This window comes from Marinobacter sp. M-5, from assembly GCF_032911545.1.
GTDB classification, from domain to species: Bacteria; Pseudomonadota; Gammaproteobacteria; order Pseudomonadales; family Oleiphilaceae; genus Marinobacter; species Marinobacter goseongensis.
Window position 1 is genome coordinate 1,604,322 of record NZ_JAWJEK010000001.1, and the last position, 15,132, is coordinate 1,619,453.

The window sequence follows — 15,132 nt, forward strand, 5'->3', positions numbered from 1 at the left end:
GTAAAACATGGCTGGTTACAAGATCCTGCAAGCTGAAAATCAGGGCATCTACCTCCTGAAGTTTATTGGTGAAATCCGGCTGAACCTGTGTTCGACGCTGGATAATCTGGTTGAATCCATCACCCAGGATCCGGAATTCAAAACCGTGGTCATCGATCTCACCGAGTGTGAGATCATCGACAGCACCACGTTGGGACTGCTGGCCAAAATCGCCATGGCGGCCCAGAAACGAAGCCACTTTCTGCCTACACTGATCTCCACCAATCCCGACATTACCCGAATTATCACCTCCATGGGCTTCGACAAGATTTTCATCATTGTCCGCGAACCCGCCTCCAGAATCGAAGAGCTCGAAGAAATCCCGGTACTGCGCGCCAGTGAGCAGCAGGTGCGCGACAAGGTGCTGGACGCCCATCGAGTGCTGATGGGCTTGAACAGTCGCAACCGGGAAGAGTTCAAAAATCTGGTGCGTGCCCTGGAATGTGAAGAGCCCGGCTGATCCAAAAAAAGAACGGACAAACTATGCCTGATCAAAAAGACCTGCAAACGACGGGGCCTTCGGCTACCGGTCGTCATATTGCCGTGCTTGGCGGCGGCAGTTTCGGTACTGCCATGGTTAAGGTGCTTTCCGAAAACGGTCATACCGTGCATTTCTGGATGCGAGACGCCGCTCAGGCGGATGAGGTTCGTTCCACCGGTGTTAACAGCCGCTACATGCCTGATGTTCACCTGACCGGCGATATTCAGCCCACGACGGACCTGCCCGCCGCCATTAAAGACGCTGAAGTGGTTTTCGTGGCCATCCCCAGCAAGGCATTCCGCTCCGTCATTCGCGAATATTGCCGCGAATTCGCAGACGACCAGATTGTCATCAGCCTGACCAAGGGCATCGAGGCCCAGGGCTTCAAACTGATGAGTGAAATTCTGCAGGAAGAAATTCCACGGTGCCGGATCGGGGTGCTGAGCGGTCCGAACCTCGCTGGCGAGATCGTCAATCGGGACCTGACCGCGACGGTGATTGCCGCCAAAGACCCGGAGGTCCGTCGCGCAGTTCAGGATCTGCTGGGTTGTGAATACTTCCGTGTATACGCCAATGTCGACGTTTACGGTGTCGAGCTGGCCGGTGCGCTCAAGAATATCTACGCCATTGTCTCCGGCCTGGCTTCAGCGCTGGCGCTGGGCGAGAACGCCAAGGCCATGCTGATGACCCGCGGCCTGGCCGAGATGAGCCGCTTTGCGGTCAGCCTCGGGGCCAATCCGATGACCTTCATGGGGTTGGCCGGTGTGGGCGATCTGATTGTCACCTGCACTTCATCCAAAAGCCGGAACTACCGGGTGGGTTATGCGGTGGGCAAGGGCAAGAAGCTGGATGATGCGGTGGCCGAGCTGGGACAGGTGGCGGAGGGCATCTATACTCTGAAGCTGGTGAAAGAGAAATCGGAAGCTATTGGCATCTACATGCCGCTCGTGCGCGGGCTTTACGAGATTCTCTATGGTACCGCGTCCATCAGTGCCGTCATCAATAGCCTGATGATGTCGGTGCAGAATTCCGACGTGGAATTCATTCTGCCACGCACCATCAGTCAGTAACCCGCTCGAACCTGGAGGTGGCCCTTGATTCTCATCGTCATGCGGCACGGAGAGGCCGGCTGGCACAGCATGGATCAGCAGCGTGAGCTGACCGAAGCGGGGCGCACCGGTGTGGCGTCTGTCGCCGCTGATATTGCCGAATCGCCATGGCGGCCCGAGCGGATCTGGTGCAGCCCGCTGGTTCGCGCTCGTCAAACCGCTGCCATTGCCTCCGAGATCCTCAATTGCCCGGTTTCGGAGGTGCCGTTCATCACACCGGACGATGACCCGGGGGCCTGCCTCGACGCTCTCCTGGAAGCGCCTGAATCACCGCTGATGCTGATCTCCCATATGCCGTTCGTTGGGGCGCTGTCGACCCTGTTGGTTGACGGGCATCGGCGGGGCATTCCTTTTATGACATCTCAGGCGGTTTTGCTGGAATTGCCGGTGGTTGGCCCCGGTTGCGCCGATCTGAAGGCGCAGTTCCTGCCGTAAGTAACGTCGAACCTTCTTAAAGAGTTTATCAACGGTTTATGCATAGCTTTCCAATCGATTACATCGAACCTGTATTCCGGCCACCCAGCGAAGCCAGGTCGTTGATCCTGCCGGTCACCAATGGCTGTTCCTGGAACCGTTGCACGTTCTGTGAAATGTATACGCAGGAGCAGAAAAAATTTCGGGCCAGGAAGCCTGAGGATGTGCTGGCCGACATCGAGAAAGCCGCACGCACTTTGGGCGGCGTGCGCCGGGTGTTTCTTGCTGACGGTGACGCCATGGTGCTGCCGACCCGACGGTTACTGGAAATTCTCGGTCAGTTAAGAGCGGCGTTCCCGGATCTTCAGCGCGTATCGAGTTATTGCCTGCCGCGGAATCTTGCCCGCAAAACCGTCGGGGAACTTGCCGAGTTGCGTGCTGCTGGCCTGCAGATTTTATATGTGGGCATGGAATCTGGCGATGACGAGGTTTTGCGCCGCGTCAACAAGGGCGAAACCGCCGAGTCCACCCGCTCTGCGTTGCTCAAAATGCGAGAGGCAGGCATCACCAGTTCGGTGATGGTGCTCAATGGCCTGGGCGGCGAAGCCCTTTCAGAGCAGCACGCGATCAACACCGCGCATTTGTGCAATGAAACCCGTCCGGATTACCTGTCTACGCTGGTGGTCAGCTTTCCGCAGGGAGAGGAGCGTTTCCGGGCCGGCTTCGGCGAAGACTTTGTTCCTCTCAGCCAGGATGGGCTGTTCCGAGAGATTCGTCTGTTTCTTGAGCATCTCGAGCTGGAACGCACCGTCTTCCGCAGTGACCATGCGTCCAATTATCTGGTGCTCAAGGGCACCCTTGGGCGTGACAAGCAGCGTATGCTGGACGACGTGAATATTGCCATCGCCAATCCCGGAGCCGCGGCGCTGCGCCCGGAATGGATGAGAGGCCTGTAAAGAGGACAGTGCAGCATGGAACAGAAACCTGATCACATTGCCAGTCAGATCGAGCAGTCCAAAGACGCAGGCAAGGGCCTGCCACCGCTGGAGAAATGGCACCCGGAGCTGTCCGGCGACATCGACATCCGGATCGCCCGCGACGGCCAGTGGTTGTACAAGGGTGAACCCCTGGCGCGGGAAGCCATCGTGCGGCTGTTCTCAACGATTCTGCGTCGTGAACAGGATGGCGAGTATTATCTGGTTACACCGGTGGAGAAATGGCGGATTGGGGTGGAAGATGCCCCCTTGCTAGCGCACACACTGGAAGCGGAGGGAGAGGGTGAGTCCCAGACTCTGACCCTCACCACCAATGTGGGTGAAACCCTGACCATAGGCGAGCAGCATCCCCTGGTTGTGGGCACCTATCCGGCCGGTGATGAGCCACGGCCTGTGATCACGGTGCGCCATGGCCTGGAGGCGCGGCTGGCTACAAGCGCGTTCTACGATCTCGCGAATCGGGTCGTGGAGCGCAAACTTCCCGGAGATTCTGCGGTTCTCGGCGTCTGGAGCGGTGGAAACTTCTATGAAATCGGGCAGGGTGGTTGAAAAGCCGCGCTGCGCCCCAAATAACTCACGGTAGAAAACGCAGTCCGACACTTGTTAAACTGTGCTTTCGATCTTGTTAACGAGCCTGGCTCTCTAACGAGGCCCGGTGGTCGTCAGTCCCTCTGTGCAGTCTGGCTGTTCACGATTACTTGCGATTGCCCAAATTCAATTAAACAGTCATTGCGACACGCAAGGAGATCACATGGCCCAACCTCGTGTTGTCACCATCCATTACACACTCACTAATGACCAGGGTGAGCAGCTTGACTCGTCCCGTGTAGAAGGTCGTGAGCCGCTGTCTTATCTGGAAGGTGCGCAAAACATTATCGGCGGACTGGAGAGTGCGCTGAACGAAAAGAACGCCGGCGATCAGGCAAAAGTTACTGTCGCGCCGGGTGAAGGCTACGGTGAAGTCAATGAAGAGCTGATCCAGCCCGTTCCCCGTTCTGCATTCGAAGGCGTTGATTCCATCGAGCCGGGCATGCAGTTCCAGGCGCAAACACCGGGCGGCCCGCAGGTTGTTCGTGTGGTTGAAGTTGGCGACGAGACCGTCACCATCGATGCCAACCATCCGCTGGCTGGCCAGACTCTGCACTTCGACGTGGAAGTGGTAGAGGCTCGCGATGCAACTGACGAAGAGCAAGAGCACGGCCACGTGCACTAAGCTTTTCTGAAGCGGTACAAAAAACGGCCCCTCGCGGGCCGTTTTTTTATGAGCGAAAGAATTGCCGGATCAGGCGCAGCGGTGATCCGACCCAAAAAAACGGCCCGCAAGGGGCCGTTTTTTTACCGGTACCCGAACTTACATGTTCGGGTAGTTGGGGCCACCGCCACCTTCCGGAGTTACCCAGGTAATGTTCTGTGCAGGGTCCTTGATGTCACAGGTCTTGCAGTGAACACAGTTCTGGGCGTTGATCTGGAAGCGGTTACCGCTGCCGTCGTCCTTTTCGACCACTTCGTACACCCCAGCCGGACAGTACCGCTGCGCGGGCTCGTTGTACTTGGGCAAATTGTCCCTGATCGGCAAATCCGGATCGGTCAGCTTCAGGTGAACCGGCTGGTCTTCCTCGTGGTTGGTGTTGGAAATGAACACCGACGAGAGGCGGTCAAAGGTCAGCTTGTTATCCGGCTTCGGGTAGCTGATCTGCTTTGCTTCCGCTGCCGGCTTCAGCGTGGCGTAATCCGGTGTGGTGTCACGGAAGGTGAAGGGCAGGCTGCCGCGCAGGATATTCTGCTCAAAAAAGGCAATGGCGCCGCCGACCACATTGCCGAACTTGTGCATAGCCGGGCCAAAGTTACGCTCGTTGTACAGCTCCTTATACAGCCAGCTGTCCTTGAAGCGGTCACCGAAGCTGGTGATTTCCTCTCCGGTCTTGCCTTCCTTCAGAGCTTCGAACACCGCTTCCGCGCCCAACAGGCCGGACTTCATGGCCGTGTGGGAGCCCTTGATCTTGGAGCTGTTCAGAGTACCGGCATCGCAGCCCAGCAACAGACCGCCCGGGAAGCTCATCTTCGGCAGTGCGTTAAAGCCGCCCTTGGAGATCGCGCGTGCGCCGTAGGACACGCGCTTGCCGCCTTCCAGGTATTTTTTGACCTCAGGGTGCAGTTTAAGGCGCTGGAATTCCTCAAACGGGCTCAGGTTCGGGTTGCTGTAGGAGAGGTCGGTGATCAGACCTACATATACCTGACCGTTCTCCAGGTGATACAGGAAGGAGCCGCCGGTGGAACCGCTTTCACTCAGTGGCCAGCCGGTGGTGTGCACCACCAGGCCCGGCTCATGTTTGGCCGGATCAATGTCCCACAGCTCCTTGATGCCGATCCCGTAGTGCTGGGGGTCTTTGCCTTCATCCAGCTTGAAGTCGCTGATCAGGCGCTTGCCGAGGTGGCCGCGGCAGCCTTCGGTAAACAGGGTGTACTTGGCGCGAAGCTCCATGCCCGGCATGTAGCCGTCTTTTTCGCTGCCATCACGGGCCACGCCCATGTCGCCGGTGATGATCCCTTTAACCTGGCCATCCTCAACAATGGTCTCGGATGCGGCAAAGCCCGGGTAGACTTCCACGCCCATGCCTTCCGCCTGCTCGGCGAGCCAGCGGCACAGATTGCCAAGGCTGATGATGTAATTGCCATGGTTGTGCATGTTTTTGGGCACAAAGGCATTGGGAATTTTGGTGGCGTTTTCCTGGTTTTTCAGCAGGAAGATATCGTCACGGGTAACCGGCGTGTTGAGTGGGGCGCCTTTCTCTTTCCAATCAGGAAAGAGCTCATTGAGCGCGGTAGGCTCGAATACGGTGCCCGCAAGAATGTGCGCGCCGATCTCAGAACCCTTCTCAACCACGCATACGGTGAGTTCCTCGCCAGCTTCCTGTGCCATCTGCATGACACGGCAAGCTGCCGACAGGCCCGCCGGGCCGCCGCCGACGATCAGAACATCAAATTCCATCGATTCGCGTTCCACGTTGGTCTCCTCAAACATCTTTAATGGATATTGTGTGCCCGCAGGCGAAGTATTCTGGGTCGCCATCATACCGGTAAAAGTGCTTATAGACGACTGTTGCAAGCGGAATCACGCCACTTGCCTACAGAAAAGGATACCGTAATTGAAGAATCAAACAAACGTTTGTTTGAAATTTGGGCTGTCCTTTGGCATTGTATGACAGCACTGAAACAATGTGTATTCTGAGTCGAATTCTAGTATCGTCTCACGGCCATTCCCAGTCAATATCGGGAAGTTGGCTGAAAGGTCTGTCCTGGCGCGTCGTTTGAGGCTATTGATTCTGCTGACCGTTGCCTCCATCATTAGTGCGCACTGAATTTCAGCAGGCTCCGCGCGAGGACTGCAAGTCATAAACCCATCGTAGAAGAACGAGGAATCTATGAAGGTTCTGGTCGCTGTAAAACGAGTAATCGACTACAACGTAAAGGTGCGCGTCAAGCCGGATAACACCGGTGTTGATCTCGCCAACGTCAAGATGGCAATGAACCCGTTCTGCGAAATCGCTGTTGAAGAAGCGGTTCGTCTGAAGGAAAAGGGCGTTGCCAGCGAAATCGTGGTGGTATCCATTGGCCCGAAGGCCGCCCAGGAGCAAATCCGTACTGCTCTGGCTCTGGGTGCTGACCGTGGTATCCACATCGAAACAGACGAAGAGGTTCAGTCTCTCGAAGCGGCCAAGCTGCTGAAGTCTGTGGTTGAGAAAGAAGAGCCCAAGCTCGTCATTCTCGGCAAACAGTCCATTGATTCCGACAACAACCAGACTGGCCAGATGCTGGCCGCGCTGACCGGTATGGGGCAGGGCACGTTCGCATCCGAAGTTGTTGTTGATGGCGAAAAGGTCAATGTTACCCGTGAAGTGGACGGCGGCCTGATGACCGTTGCCCTCAACCTCCCGGCCGTTGTTACCACAGACCTTCGTCTGAACGAGCCACGCTACGCCTCTCTGCCGAACATCATGAAGGCGAAGAAGAAGCCGCTTGAATCTGTCAGCCCGGCTGATCTGGGTGTTGAACTGGCATCGCGTCTGACCACCCTGAAAGTAGAAGCCCCGGCTTCCCGTCAGGCTGGTGTTAAGGTAGCTGACGTAGCTGAGCTGGTCGATAAACTGAAGAACGAAGCGAAGGTGATCTAAATGAGCATCCTTGTAATTGCTGAACATGACAACAGCAGCCTGAAGCAGGCTACCCTGAACGTTGTAGCGGCTGCCAAGGCCATCGGCGGCGACATCGACGTACTGGTTGCCGGCGAGAACTGTGGTGCGGTTGCTGAAGCTGCGGCGAAAGCTGAAGGTGTGAGCAAGGTTCTGGTTGCCGACAACGCCGTTTACGGTCATTTCCTGGGTGAAAACCTGGGTGAGCTGGTCGCCGAGCTGGGCAAAGGCTACAGCCACATCCTGGCAGCCGCCGGTACCACGGGTAAGGACTTCATGCCCCGCGTTGCGGCCCTGCTGGACGTGGCCCAGGTTTCTGACATCATGCGTGTGGAATCCGAAGACACCTTCGTGCGTCCGATCTACGCAGGTAATGCGATCGCCACTGTGAAAGCGAACGACGCCATCAAGGTTATTACGGTTCGCCCGACAGGCTTTGATCCGGTTGCTGCTGAAGGCGGTTCTGCTTCTGTAGAGCAGGTTGACGTAGTAAAAGACGCCGGCCTGTCCAGCTTTGTTGGTGAGCAGAAGGCCGTGTCTGATCGTCCTGACCTGGCCAGCGCCGGTATCGTTATCTCCGGTGGCCGTGGTATGCAGAACGGTGAAAACTTCAAGATGCTGGAGCAGGTGGCTGATCTGCTGGGTGCCGCTGTTGGTGCATCCCGTGCAGCGGTTGACGCCGGCTTCGTGCCGAACGACATGCAGGTGGGACAGACGGGTAAAATCGTTGCGCCTCAGCTGTACGTGGCGGTTGGTATCTCCGGTGCCATCCAGCACTTGGCGGGCATGTCTGACTCCAAAGTGATTGTTGCGATCAACAAGGACGAAGAAGCACCGATCTTCCAGGTTTCAGATTACGGCCTGGTAGCCGACCTGTTCGAGGCGGTTCCGCAGTTCGAGGAAGAGTTGAAGAAGGTTATCTAACTTTCGGAAACCCTTGAAAAAGGCACCTACGGGTGCCTTTTTTTGTGGCTCTTTGACACAATGCGTTTCTCGGCTTTGCTGATGATCAGCGTGTCCGCAAGAATATGCAGCGCGCGGTTGGTTGTGCGTACCCCGCGATAGATCTGCCGGCTGGTCTGGTCGTGGGTTTCTCGGGCCTTCAGGGCACTTTTGCGGAATTCATCGTCGCGGGAAAAGTGATCGATCAGGCCGAATGTCGTGGCGGAAATCGCTTTGTGTACCCGCTCCACCGCGGACGCGCCACTGGTGACCGTCTCTTCCAGCAGTTTCGCCCGGTTCCTGACTTCCAGCAGGTCCATGCGGCTTTTCTGGATGGCGCTGTTTGCGGCCATACGATGGGCATTCACCACTCGTACACCGCGACGGCTGTCCAGCAGCTGCCAATAGGTGAAGGCCATTCCGCCTGCCGAGGCGGCGAGCAGGGTGGCAGAGGTCATCAGAAGAATCATGGGCGGCCTCGTTTAGCGGTATTCAATGTGCATTTGCACGTCAATGTCCCGGTCATCCAGTTCCTGCTCAAGCTCTTTCATCACCTCCTGGTATACCATTTTCCGGACCATCACCGGCAGGTGATCGGCCAGAACCCGGGCGGAGCGGGACTCGCGCTTGGCAAGAGCAATCGGATCGGTCACCTTGAGCGTAAGAACGAGCTCCGGTTCCCGGTCGGGGTCGGTAATGTCATCCGTTTCCATCATCTGGGCGATGAGTTTTCGTTGCTCTAGAACCTGCCAGGCAAGGAAGGCGCTGAATGCAGCCAGTATCAGGCTCACTAGAAAGAGTAATGTCGCCAAGGTTAACCTCCGGGAAGCATGTTTCTTTTGCTACTCTGGCAGCAGTGTGCCGGAACCTGTGTGACAAACGATTGGCCGTGTCGACGGTATTGTCCAGGTATGCAGGAAATCAGATCGGGCCCTCAAAACGCTGAGCCACGGTTGCGGTTTCCAGTGAGTGCAAGCATTATCAACAAGTTAAAAGATAGTACAAACACAACAGAGGATAATACATGGTTTGGTTAAAAGCGTTTGTCAGCGGTTTTCTAGCGACACTGATCTTTCACCAGGGCCTCTTTGGTCTATTCTATCTTGCTGGCGTGGTACCCGCGGCGCCGTTCAATATGGCCCCTGTTCCGCCTCTTGGGGTTCCGGCGGTTCTGTCACTGGCGTTTTTCGGCGGACTCTGGGGAATCTTACTGTGGGCCATTCTTGGCCGGCTCAGGGGTGTGAGCTACTGGCTGGGGCACGTGATTGTTGGCGCGGTCGGCCCGACTGCGGTTGCGATGCTGGTGGTTTTTCCAGCCAAGGATCTTGATGTCTCCGCCCAGACCTGGGTTGGCGGGCTGATCCTTAACGGGTTCTGGGGCCTGGGTGTTGCGCTTTTCATGCTGTTTCTCCAACGAAAGAAGGGATGATCAATGACTGAATCCAAGGAAACCGCCTACGATGTCGTGGTGTTCGGCGCCACAAGCTTCGTTGGCCAGATTCTCACCCGTTATCTGGTTGAGACCTACGGGGTCGGGAAATCGGTCAAGTGGGCCATTGCCGGCCGCTCCGAGAGCAAACTGAGCACACTCAAATCCGAACTGGGTGACGGCGGCAAAAACCTGCCCGTGATCCTGGCCGATGCGTCGGATCTTTCTGCGTTGCAGACCATGTGTGAGCAGACTCGTGTGATTATTTCCACTGTCGGCCCTTACGCGCTGTATGGCGAGCCATTGGTCCAGGCATGCGTGCGCGCGGGCACTGATTACTGCGACCTGACCGGCGAAGTGCAGTGGATCCGAAAAATGGTTGAGCGTTATGAGGAGGAAGCGAAGGCCTCCGGAGCTCGCATTGTGCACTGCTGCGGTTTTGACTCCATTCCCTCCGACATGGGCGTGTGGTTCCTGCAGAACAAGGCGGAGGAAACCTTCGGGGCACCCTGCCGGGACGTTCGCATGCGGGTGAAAGTAGCCAAGGGCGAATTCTCCGGTGGTACTGTGGCCTCGATGATGAACGTCGCCAAGGAAGCCGCGGCTGACCCGAAGCTGCGCAAGGAACTGGCGAACCCGTTCTCCATCTGCCCACCGGAGCACCGTTCCAAAACCCGCCAGCCCAGCCTGAAAGGTGCGGAGTTCGACACGACCTTCAACGCCTGGCTGGCGCCGTTTGTGATGGGTGCCATCAACACCCGTGTGGTGCACCGCTCCAACGCCTTGCAGAACGCCCGCTACGGCAGCGAATTCACCTACGACGAAGCAATGATGACCGGGCAGGGCGCGAAAGGACGCCTGACCGCTTATGGCATCACCGGTGCGCTAGCGGCGTTCTTTACCGCGTCGGCGCTGAAGCCCACCCGCTGGCTGGTGGAAAAATTCGTGCCCAAGCCGGGTGAGGGGCCAAGTCCGGAAGCGCAGAAAAACGGCTTCTATGACCTGCGTTTCGTAGGCCGCACTGAAGACGGCAAAACTATCATCACCAAAGTGACGGGGGATCAGGACCCGGGGTACGGCTCTACCGGCAAAATGCTGGGCGAAGCGGGTATGTGCCTGGCGTTCGATATCCCGGCAGACCAGCCCGGTGGTTTCTGGACCCCGGCCTCGTTGCTCGATGGCAAGTTGATGGAGCGGCTGACCAGCAAAGCCGGCCTGACCTTCGAGGTCGTGGAAACACGCTAACCGGTCAGGTAAATCACGCGGTCGGTGCCCGGCAGGGCATCCGGCCCGTGAGCGAGACTGATCACCGTTCGACCTTCCAGATAGACATCCATTCGCTTCGAAATCCTGCTGCGCGTCTCCGAATCCAGTCCGGTGAACGGCTCATCCAGTATCACCATCGCCGCCCGGTTCAACAACACGCGCGCCAGGGCTACACGCCTCGCTTCGCCGCCCGACAGGCGGTTGCCATCGCTACCCAGCCAGGTATCCAGTTGATCCGGCTCCGCGGCAAATCGATCCGCCAACTCCACCATCTCCAGCATACGCCAGAGTTCCGTGTCGCTGGCCTCAGGCGCACCCAAGAGCAGGTTGGCCCTAAGGGTGTCCTCAAACAGCACAGTTCTCTGGGTCAGGTACACTCCGGGCAGGCAAGACAGCGATCCTTGTGCGGGCGCCAGAAGGCCCGCGATGGTGTCTGCCAGTGAGGATTTGCCGCTGCCGGAATGCCCAAGGATACCGAGGCGTTCACCGGCTTTGAGCTCCAGCTCAAAATGCGTCAGTAGCATCGCGTGTCCGGGATGTTTCACCGCCAGATTCTTTGCGTGAAGCGCGACACCGGTGCGGGAGGGCGGCTGCGCGGGCGGATCGCCGTCGGCGCTGCCAGCGCAATCCCGGTTCAGCCGGTTGGCAGAGGCTTCAGTCGCCCCCAATCGGCCGAATGCGTCGGGTAACATGGCATAGACTTCACAGAGTCCCAGCAGCGCGATGGGCAATAACACCAACACAGGGCCGGACACCTCATCAGCGTGGTACAGCCCGAGGCCCAGCCAGAGGCTGATCACTGCGGTCAGGTTGACCAGAAAATGGGTGCCTGCCAGATGCCAGCCTGTGCGGGTGTCTGTTCGCGTTTGCGCGGAGGTCACCTGGTACGCCTGTCGCATCAGCCAGGCGCCATGCTTTCCGGTTCGCCCTGCGGCAGTCAGTTCGGCAAAACCCTCCAGATGCTCAATGACAGCCGTGCGCAGGGATTCCTGCCGATCGCTCTGGCGGTATGCAAGTTCTCTGGTGCGGAGATACACGCCGCCGGAGGAAACGACAAACGCGGCGACCAGAAGCCCGGCCACGATGAAGGCGGTGGCGAGGTCGAAAAGAATTGCTGTTAATACCAACATCAGCACCGTGACCAGGCCGGCAAGTGCCGTTGGGGCAATCAGGCGCAGGTAGAGTGTGTCCAGGGCGTCAACGTCGTTGGTCAATCTGGACAACCACTGAGCCCCGGTCAGCTCATTGCGAAGCCGACGGCTGGATGCAGCGAGCCTGCGGAACAGGGCCACGCGGATATCGGTCAGCAACCGCAGCACGGTATCGTGGTTGTACACCCGCTCAAGGTAACGGGACACGGCACGCGACACGGCAAAAAAGCGGATCGCACCGCCTGGCACGTACAGATTGATGCTCGCCGCCATGCCCGCCGCGAGCAGCAGTCCGGTTAATGCGGTTTCGGTGATGAACCAGCCGGAAACCGCCAGTAACGCGATACCGGAAAGCAGAGTGGCCAGAATCAGCATCCCACCCAGCAACAGGCGCCACGGACGTTTGAGGATGAGCCTCAGCCAGGGTCTCAGCTCACGCATCGCGAACCCCTCCGCCGGATACTACCAAGACGCGATCCGCCAGGGTGAGCAAGGCCTGATGGTGAGTGGCAAATATCAGGGTTTTACCGGCTATAGCCAGTTTGTGGAGTGCTTCCAGAACAAAGATCTCGCTGTCGCTGTCAAGACCGGCGGTGGGCTCATCCAGCAGCAACAGGCCATAATCCGCCAGAAATAGCCGCGCCAGGCTCAGCCGCCGTGCCTGCCCACCGGACAGTCCCTGGCCGTCTTCCGATACCTGGCTATAAATGCCCTCGGGGCGGCTGTCCAGCAAGGGCCCAAGCCCGACGTTGCGAAGTGCAGTGGCAATGGCCACGTCAGAGGCCTCCGGTGTCGTCAGCCTCAGGTTATCGGCCCAGGTTCCTTGCACCAGGAAACCCTTCTGGCCAAGCCAGCCAAAACGAAAACTGCCGGGCATTTCGCCGAATACCCGAACTGTGCCGTGGTCAGGCGCCATAAAGCCGGCCAGTAGATGAAGCAGCGTCGATTTGCCCCCGCCGGATGGGCCGGTGAGGGCAACCACGTCACCTTTGCGAATCTGCAACGAGAGATTTCGCAGCACATACGGTTGATCACCAAAAACCACGGACACAGACGCTAGTGAGACAGTGGCGGGATCTGCCTGATCGCCCCCGGTCTCAACCGCCCGCGGCACGCAGTGGTTATCCACTGGCGATTCCAGGCGCTGCAGTATTTCGGCGCCGGCGCCCAGCGCCGCTGCCCGGTCGTGATAATGCTGGGACAGGGTGCGTAAAGGCTGAAAGAACTCCGGTGCCAGCAGCAGGATCAGCAGCCCGGAAAACAATGTCAGCTCCGGAGCGGGTCCGAATGAGATGTAGCCCAGCAGGCCGAATCCGATGTAGATGGCGATCACAGCAATAGCCACCGAGGCAAAAAACTCCAGTACCGCCGAGGAAAGAAAAGCCACCCGCAATGTCTTCAGGGTGATTCTGCGGTAGTGGTCCGAGCGCTGCTGAATCAGTTCTGCCGCCCCGGCAGTCTGGCCGAAAAGTTGCAGGGTGGTAAGGCCGCGCACCTTGTCGAGAAACTGCCCCGAAAGCCGGCTGATGGTTTCAAAGTGCTGTTGGTTGAGCTTTTCCGCTCCCATACCCACCAGCGCCATGAACAGAGGGATCAGGGGGGCGGACAACAGCAGGAAGGCGCCGGCCAGCCAGTCCAGCCAGAACACGATTGCCAGAATCAGCAACGGAACGATCACCGATAACGCCATCTGCGGAAGAAAGCGGGCAAAATATCCGTGGAGGGCTTCGACGTGATCGATCCATTCCCGGGCCAGGGTCCCAGCCGATGACTGCCCCAGCGCCACCGGTCCGGTCGCCCGCCAATGCCGATTCAGGGTGCGGCGGGCGTCCTGCTGCACTCGTTCACTGCAGCGAGCCGCGAGGCGGGTCTGGAATCCCTGTGCCAGTGCCCGAAGGGCCAGGACACCCACCAGCCCCACAAACAGCCCGGTGAGGTCGCCCACGGTGACGCCTTCGACCACACCCTGATGGACAATCCTCGCCAGCAGCACCATTTGCACAATGGTGGCGATACCAGCAACGGTACCCGCGGCAACGGTGCCTTGAATCCAGCGCCGGTTGCCGCGGGCCAGCCCGGAGAGCCATGCCCGAACCGCCTGCGGCTCCGCCACTTAGTGGTAACCCTCGCCGGCGCGCACCTTGCCGCGGAATACCCAGTAGGTCCATGCGGTATATGCCAGCACGATGGGAATGACAAACAACAGCCCCAGCAGCAGGAACAACTGCGATTCATAGGCGGAAGCGGCATCCCACAAGGTGTAATCCGGCGGTACCACGTAAGGCCAGCGGCTGACCACAAGACCGAAGTAGGTGAAAATGAACAGGCCCATGGTCGCCACGAACGGCATGCCTTCGAAGCGGTTGCGCACAGAGCGGTAAATCTGGAAGGCACACAGCAGTGTCAGCGCGGGCAGTATCCAGATTACCGTCAGATTGGAGAACCAGCGCTCCCTGACCATGTCATCCACGAACGGCGTCCATACGCTGATGATGCTGAACACCACCAGCACGGCTGCCAGCAAGGGCAGCGCCAGTTTGTAGGCCCAGTCCTGCAGGCGTCCTTCGGTTTTCATGATCAGCCAGGTGGTGCCGAGCAGGGAATAGCCGGCGAGCATGCCGAAACCGGTCAACACCGTGAACGGCGTCAGCCAGTCCAGCGGCCCCCCCACATACACGCGATTGGCGGTTTCCATGCCCTGAATGTACGCGCCCACCACTGCGCCCTGGGCAAATGCGGCAACGGTTGAGCCCCCGGCAAACGCCCAGTTCCACAGGTATCGGGAGGTGTTGGCCTTGAAGCGGAACTCGAAGGCCACGCCGCGGAAGATCAGCCCAGCAAGCAGCAGGAAGACCCCGATGTACAGCGCAGGGAGAAAGATGGAGTACACCAGCGGGAAGGCGGCCAGCAGGCCGGCGCCACTGAGCACCAGCCAGGTTTCGTTGCCGTCCCACACCGGTGCGACCGTGTTCATCATGGTGTCGCGGTCTTCCTCAGACGGAGCGAACGGGAACAGGATACCCACACCCAGATCGAATCCGTCCATCAGCACATACATGATGATGCCGAAACCGATGATGAAGGCCCAGATCAGGGGCAGATCGAACAGTTCCATA

At 58.4% G+C, this 15,132-nt stretch carries 16 protein-coding genes; 10 read left to right on the forward strand and 6 right to left on the reverse strand.

Features of this window, described 5'->3' with window-relative positions; genetic code table 11:
• Positions 1 to 7 precede the first annotated feature (7 nt).
• The 6 genes from R0125_RS07340 (at position 8) to R0125_RS07365 (ending at position 4,251) form a co-directional block, all read left to right on the forward strand.
• A complete protein-coding gene (locus tag R0125_RS07340; protein WP_248181176.1) occupies positions 8 to 499 on the forward strand; it encodes an STAS domain-containing protein in 492 nt (163 codons plus the stop codon).
• A 23-nt stretch (positions 500 to 522) separates the two neighbouring features.
• Complete coding sequence (locus R0125_RS07345) at positions 523 to 1,590, forward strand: NAD(P)H-dependent glycerol-3-phosphate dehydrogenase (RefSeq protein WP_248181177.1); 1,068 nt, start codon at positions 523 to 525, stop codon at positions 1,588 to 1,590.
• Positions 1,591 to 1,614: 24 nt separating this feature from the next.
• The gene (locus R0125_RS07350) at positions 1,615 to 2,064 is read left to right on the forward strand and encodes a SixA phosphatase family protein (RefSeq protein ID WP_248181178.1); all 450 of its coding nucleotides are present in this window, start codon (positions 1,615 to 1,617) and stop codon (positions 2,062 to 2,064) included.
• Positions 2,065 to 2,102: 38 nt separating this feature from the next.
• Positions 2,103 to 2,999, forward strand: a complete 897-nt coding sequence (locus R0125_RS07355; protein ID WP_317237694.1) for a radical SAM protein — start codon at positions 2,103 to 2,105, stop codon at positions 2,997 to 2,999.
• A gap of 15 nt (positions 3,000 to 3,014) precedes the next feature.
• A complete protein-coding gene (locus R0125_RS07360; RefSeq protein WP_248181182.1) occupies positions 3,015 to 3,587 on the forward strand; it encodes a DUF1285 domain-containing protein in 573 nt (190 codons plus the stop codon).
• Positions 3,588 to 3,789: 202 nt separating this feature from the next.
• Positions 3,790 to 4,251 carry a peptidylprolyl isomerase gene (locus R0125_RS07365; RefSeq protein WP_248181183.1) on the forward strand — a complete coding sequence of 154 codons (462 nt, stop codon included), beginning with the start codon at positions 3,790 to 3,792 and terminating at the stop codon, positions 4,249 to 4,251.
• A 138-nt stretch (positions 4,252 to 4,389) separates the two neighbouring features.
• Here R0125_RS07365 and R0125_RS07370 read toward each other — a convergent pair whose 3' ends face one another.
• Entirely contained in the window at positions 4,390 to 6,042 is a 1,653-nt protein-coding gene (locus R0125_RS07370; RefSeq protein ID WP_248181184.1) for an electron transfer flavoprotein-ubiquinone oxidoreductase, read from the reverse strand.
• 418 nt (positions 6,043 to 6,460) lie between these two features.
• On the opposite strand from R0125_RS07370, the gene R0125_RS07375 reads away from it, so the two are divergent.
• Positions 6,461 to 7,210, forward strand: a complete 750-nt coding sequence (locus tag R0125_RS07375) for an electron transfer flavoprotein subunit beta/FixA family protein (RefSeq protein WP_248181185.1) — start codon at positions 6,461 to 6,463, stop codon at positions 7,208 to 7,210.
• Entirely contained in the window at positions 7,211 to 8,152 is a 942-nt protein-coding gene (locus R0125_RS07380) for an electron transfer flavoprotein subunit alpha/FixB family protein (protein ID WP_317237695.1), read from the forward strand. It abuts the gene before it with no gap.
• Positions 8,153 to 8,178: 26 nt separating this feature from the next.
• Here the strand turns inward: R0125_RS07380 and R0125_RS07385 are convergent, their stop codons facing one another.
• Positions 8,179 to 8,640: a hypothetical protein gene (locus tag R0125_RS07385; protein ID WP_248181187.1), complete on the reverse strand. Its 462-nt coding sequence runs from the start codon at positions 8,638 to 8,640 to the stop codon at positions 8,179 to 8,181.
• Positions 8,641 to 8,652: 12 nt separating this feature from the next.
• Positions 8,653 to 8,982: a hypothetical protein gene (locus R0125_RS07390; protein ID WP_248181188.1), complete on the reverse strand. Its 330-nt coding sequence runs from the start codon at positions 8,980 to 8,982 to the stop codon at positions 8,653 to 8,655.
• Between the two features lie 212 nt (positions 8,983 to 9,194).
• Here R0125_RS07390 and R0125_RS07395 point away from each other — a divergent pair, with 212 nt between their 5' ends.
• Together R0125_RS07395 and R0125_RS07400 are read left to right on the forward strand one after the other, a co-directional pair.
• Positions 9,195 to 9,599 carry a hypothetical protein gene (locus tag R0125_RS07395; protein WP_248181189.1) on the forward strand — a complete coding sequence of 135 codons (405 nt, stop codon included), beginning with the start codon at positions 9,195 to 9,197 and terminating at the stop codon, positions 9,597 to 9,599.
• 3 nt (positions 9,600 to 9,602) lie between these two features.
• The gene (locus R0125_RS07400; protein ID WP_248181190.1) at positions 9,603 to 10,844 is read left to right on the forward strand and encodes a saccharopine dehydrogenase family protein; all 1,242 of its coding nucleotides are present in this window, start codon (positions 9,603 to 9,605) and stop codon (positions 10,842 to 10,844) included.
• On the opposite strand, the gene cydC is transcribed toward R0125_RS07400, so the two are convergent.
• From cydC to cydB, 3 genes are read right to left on the reverse strand one after another with little or no spacing between them, the layout of a single operon-like run.
• A complete protein-coding gene (gene cydC / locus R0125_RS07405) occupies positions 10,841 to 12,457 on the reverse strand; it encodes a thiol reductant ABC exporter subunit CydC (protein ID WP_317237697.1) in 1,617 nt (538 codons plus the stop codon). The genes R0125_RS07400 and cydC overlap by 4 nt on opposite strands.
• Positions 12,450 to 14,129: a thiol reductant ABC exporter subunit CydD gene (gene cydD / locus R0125_RS07410; protein WP_248181192.1), complete on the reverse strand. Its 1,680-nt coding sequence runs from the start codon at positions 14,127 to 14,129 to the stop codon at positions 12,450 to 12,452. Before cydD ends, cydC begins: the two co-directional genes overlap by 8 nt.
• On the reverse strand, positions 14,130 to 15,131 hold the full coding sequence (gene cydB / locus R0125_RS07415; protein ID WP_248181193.1) for a cytochrome d ubiquinol oxidase subunit II: 1,002 nt from the start codon (positions 15,129 to 15,131) through the stop codon (positions 14,130 to 14,132).
• Position 15,132 lies beyond the last annotated feature (1 nt).

What these genes read in the sequence shown, in the direction of transcription:
- R0125_RS07340 (WP_248181176.1), top strand. Translation starts at nt 8, where the DNA reads ATGGCTGGTTACAAGATCCTGCAAGCTGAAAATCAGGGCATCTACCTC.
- R0125_RS07345 (WP_248181177.1), top strand. Translation starts at nt 523, where the DNA reads ATGCCTGATCAAAAAGACCTGCAAACGACGGGGCCTTCGGCTACCGGT.
- R0125_RS07355 (WP_317237694.1), top strand. Translation starts at nt 2,103, where the DNA reads ATGCATAGCTTTCCAATCGATTACATCGAACCTGTATTCCGGCCACCC.
- R0125_RS07360 (WP_248181182.1), top strand. Translation starts at nt 3,015, where the DNA reads ATGGAACAGAAACCTGATCACATTGCCAGTCAGATCGAGCAGTCCAAA.
- R0125_RS07365 (WP_248181183.1), top strand. Translation starts at nt 3,790, where the DNA reads ATGGCCCAACCTCGTGTTGTCACCATCCATTACACACTCACTAATGAC.
- R0125_RS07375 (WP_248181185.1), top strand. Translation starts at nt 6,461, where the DNA reads ATGAAGGTTCTGGTCGCTGTAAAACGAGTAATCGACTACAACGTAAAG.
- R0125_RS07380 (WP_317237695.1), top strand. Translation starts at nt 7,211, where the DNA reads ATGAGCATCCTTGTAATTGCTGAACATGACAACAGCAGCCTGAAGCAG.
- R0125_RS07385 (WP_248181187.1), bottom strand. Translation starts at nt 8,640, where the DNA reads ATGATTCTTCTGATGACCTCTGCCACCCTGCTCGCCGCCTCGGCAGGC.
- R0125_RS07395 (WP_248181189.1), top strand. Translation starts at nt 9,195, where the DNA reads ATGGTTTGGTTAAAAGCGTTTGTCAGCGGTTTTCTAGCGACACTGATC.
- R0125_RS07400 (WP_248181190.1), top strand. Translation starts at nt 9,603, where the DNA reads ATGACTGAATCCAAGGAAACCGCCTACGATGTCGTGGTGTTCGGCGCC.
- cydC (WP_317237697.1), bottom strand. Translation starts at nt 12,457, where the DNA reads ATGCGTGAGCTGAGACCCTGGCTGAGGCTCATCCTCAAACGTCCGTGG.
- cydB (WP_248181193.1), bottom strand. Translation starts at nt 15,131, where the DNA reads ATGGAACTGTTCGATCTGCCCCTGATCTGGGCCTTCATCATCGGTTTC.